The sequence below is a fragment of the Pseudorhodoplanes sp. genome, from assembly GCF_035565795.1.
Classification (GTDB): Bacteria; Pseudomonadota; Alphaproteobacteria; order Rhizobiales; family Xanthobacteraceae; genus Pseudorhodoplanes.
Window position 1 is genome coordinate 1 of sequence record NZ_DATMRV010000233.1, and the last position, 3,191, is coordinate 3,191.

The 3,191-nt window shown below is 62.7% G+C and carries 3 protein-coding genes; 1 reads left to right on the plus strand and 2 read right to left on the minus strand.

Going from position 1 to position 3,191, the window contains the following annotated elements:
• Both VNZ93_RS20780 and VNZ93_RS20785 read right to left on the minus strand, forming a co-directional pair.
• Positions 1-928 (minus strand): DUF1036 domain-containing protein (locus VNZ93_RS20780; RefSeq protein ID WP_325709729.1); only part of this gene is annotated, 928 nt, incomplete at its 3' end.
• A gap of 66 nt (positions 929-994) precedes the next feature.
• Entirely contained in the window at positions 995-2,197 is a 1,203-nt protein-coding gene (locus VNZ93_RS20785; protein ID WP_325709732.1) for a hypothetical protein, read from the minus strand.
• A gap of 298 nt (positions 2,198-2,495) precedes the next feature.
• Here VNZ93_RS20785 and VNZ93_RS20790 point away from each other — a divergent pair, with 298 nt between their 5' ends.
• Positions 2,496-3,086 carry a FecR family protein gene (locus VNZ93_RS20790; RefSeq protein ID WP_325709734.1) on the plus strand — a complete coding sequence of 197 codons (591 nt, stop codon included), beginning with the start codon at positions 2,496-2,498 and terminating at the stop codon, positions 3,084-3,086.
• The last annotated feature ends 105 nt before the right edge of the window (positions 3,087-3,191 follow it).

Below are 3,191 nucleotides of genomic sequence, written 5' to 3' on the forward strand. Positions count from 1 at the left end.
CGGAACAGTCGGCATGGTCGCTGGCTTCGAATTTGGCCGCGCGGATGCACAGCATCGTGCTCCCGCCCCAAGCGAGAGGTTTGCCCCCACTCACCAGCGCCTGGCCATTGGAGTCAACCGCCTCTCCGAAAGAGAAGATGCGCTTGGTGGCGCCGGCGGTTTCCGGCCGCAGGCAACGGCCCGGTTCGATGCGATACCACCCCCGCGTCGTGATGGCGTTGGCGTCCTCGACGCCAATAGCAGCCATCACGGAATGGGGGGTGTCGTTGCACCAGGCGAAGCCGGTGCCCGGCTTTTGCGCTGCGTCCATCAGGAGCGAGAAAAAGTCGGATCGCGCAGCCGCGGTCACCGAAACGTTGTTGTCCTGCGCGAACTGGCGCAACGCGTTGTCGGTCTTGTCGCCGCGCACGCCGTCGATGGGCCCCGGATCATAGCCCGCCACCGTCAGCAGCCGCTGGATGCCAGCGTCGCGCGCCTGATCCGCGGAATAGCCGGCTTCCTCACCGAGCGTGACGCTGAAGTCCTTCTCGGAATTCTCGGTCTGCGAGGGCTTCACCGCCGTGAACAAGGCGGGGCGCTGGCCGCCCCTGCAGTTGCGCGCGTTGTTGTTCGAGAAGTCCACGGCGCCGACGCAGAATTCGGTATCGCCGCGTTGTGGCAAGGGAGATTCCCCGTAGAGCGGCGGGATGCGCGCATGCACGAACAGATCGCCGGAGGGGAGCGCACCTTGAACAGCGACGCGGCACTGACCCGGATCGAGCCGGTACCAGCCGCGCGAGGTCGCGGTGCCGCGATCGTCGATCGCGATCGCGACATGCGCGACATAGCTCATCGTATTGCAGATTTTCAGATCGGCTCGCGCAGCGGTGCTTGCGAGGCCGGCCAGGAGACCGGCCGCGAGACCGAGCCAAAATGATGCCTTCGCCATCGCCCCGCTTCCTGCGGCTGCCTCGTCGCAAGGTGGGGCGGAGCGGTTAATGCACAGTAAAGGCGATCAGCGGCCCGGCGTCGGTTCGGCGCGGAAGGGATCAAACCGCTTTGTGGCCGCGGCCGTGACGATGTGGTCGCGGTATTCTTTCGTCGGATCGTTCGAATCGTTGTGCAGATAGCGATAGTCGAACCGCAGATCCCATTCCTTCCAGAAGAAGCCAGGGAAGAGGACCATCGCGCCGGGGACGAGGAGGGTGTCCTCGCGGTTCACGCCGGTCCCCGCGACAAAATCGCCACTGTAATCGCGCCAGCTGGCGGCGAAGCTGAGGCCGACCGTCATCCAGGCCGAAAGCTGCTGATAGATTTCAGCGCGCCCGCCTATTTCGCGATACTTGCCAGGCTGGATTTCGGTCACGATCGCATTCGTGACAGTCCCGGAAATATCGCTCCACAGCACCCACGGCGAGACGGCGACGAGGTTGCCCTCTCCAAACAGCCTCGGGATCGCGACACGTGCGCGGATGTCGTAGTACCAGCCCTCCTGGCTCGGCCAGTAGCTGTCATACGAGCGATAGGCAGCACGCGCGCGCAGCATGTGGAAGATGCCCTCGCGCGTCTGCCCTTCGAACGTCGCAGCGCCGGAGCCTTCGGCGTAATAGAAGCGGTCGTCGAAATATCCGACGGCCGCGCCGAGCGTCGGCGAGAAACTGAGCCCAGGCAGCACGTCGAATACCGGACCCGTTTCGCCGCCCGCGTGAGCGTAGTTGAGGTCACCGTAACGGGTGTTGGCCCGACCGAACACGGCGGCATTGCTGCGCCATGCCTGACCGCCGATCTTGCGTTCATCCTGCAAGGCGATGAGGCCCGTACCGAACCATGTGCTCTTGCCGCTTCCGCTGCCCGGCGCGGTGTAGGGGTTCTGGTTTGCCGGCAAGTAGTAGAGCGGATTGGACTCGTAACCGGTGCCGAGCTCCATCGTGACTTGCGTGAACGCCGGCTGCATGGCGCGGCGGACGCGCATCAGGCCGACCTTGGCTTCCCAGTTATTGGGATCATTCAGCACGACGCGCTCGTAGGCCATCAATGCCCAGCGCGTCACACCTTGCTCTTCGGCAAGGCGTGCAAAACGCAGATTGAGTTCGGTATTTGCCGGCTCGCGCAATACGCGGGCATACAGCACGTCGATTTCTTTGGCATTTGCAGTGGCGGCGCCGGCTAACGCCGCGACGGCCACAAGCAGTGAGACAAGCCCCCGATTCAACGTCACGCTTGCATTCCCGACTTTCCGGCAACACCTGCCGCCAATTACCGCCTTCATCTAGCTTAATCACGGTCACTCGGCTATGCATGAAACGCCGCGGGCGACATCAAGCCTGTGGGCCGTGTTTCTCGAACCACACCCCGCACCATTTTGGGGCAATCAGGGAGCGATAGCCACAGCCATGCCTCCGTCAGGTCCCGCCGCTCTCCCTTATACTCTTGCCATTGCCGCCCTTACGCTCGCCGGCCAACAAACTGCTTTCGCGGATGCGAAAATCGGCGTTGCTGCCGCGGTGAAGAATGACGTGCGCGGCAAGTCCGGTGCGCTGGCCGTCGGAAGCTCCGTGTTCGCCAACGAGCGCATCAAGACGGGCGACGCCGCGTCCGCGCAGCTGATGTTTGTGGACAAGACCGTTCTGAATATGGGCCCGAAGGCGGAATTGCTGCTCGACAAGTATGTCTACAATCCGGACCGCGGATCCGGTCAGGTCGTGGTCAATGCGGTGCAGGGTTCGATGCGGTTCGTGACGGGTTCGCAAAACCCCACGAACTATTCGATCAAGACTCCGGTCGCGACGCTGGGTATTCGCGGCACGGTGGTCGATCTGCAGATTTCACCACTCGAAACTTTTATCGGTGTGCTGGAAGGCTCGCTTACAATCCGCATGCTCGATGGATCTTTGATGACGGTCAACGCGGGTCAATACGTCATCATTGCCGCCAACGGATCGAAGAAGGCCGCCGGCCCTTACAAGGGCACTGGTCCGACCCATCCCGACTTCCCGGAAACTGTGCGCATCGACGAGATCAATCAGCTCAACGCGATCGATGCGCGCAATTACGTCCCGCGGTCGACGTGTATCCCGTCGTCGACCAACTATTGTTACAGCTACTAAGCCTGACGCTCTGTCATAGGCGGCGTGCGGACGCTGTCGCCCGCGCTGATGAGACCGCCCGCCGTCACCTCCGCGTAGACGCCGCAATCCATGTGGTCGAAGCTG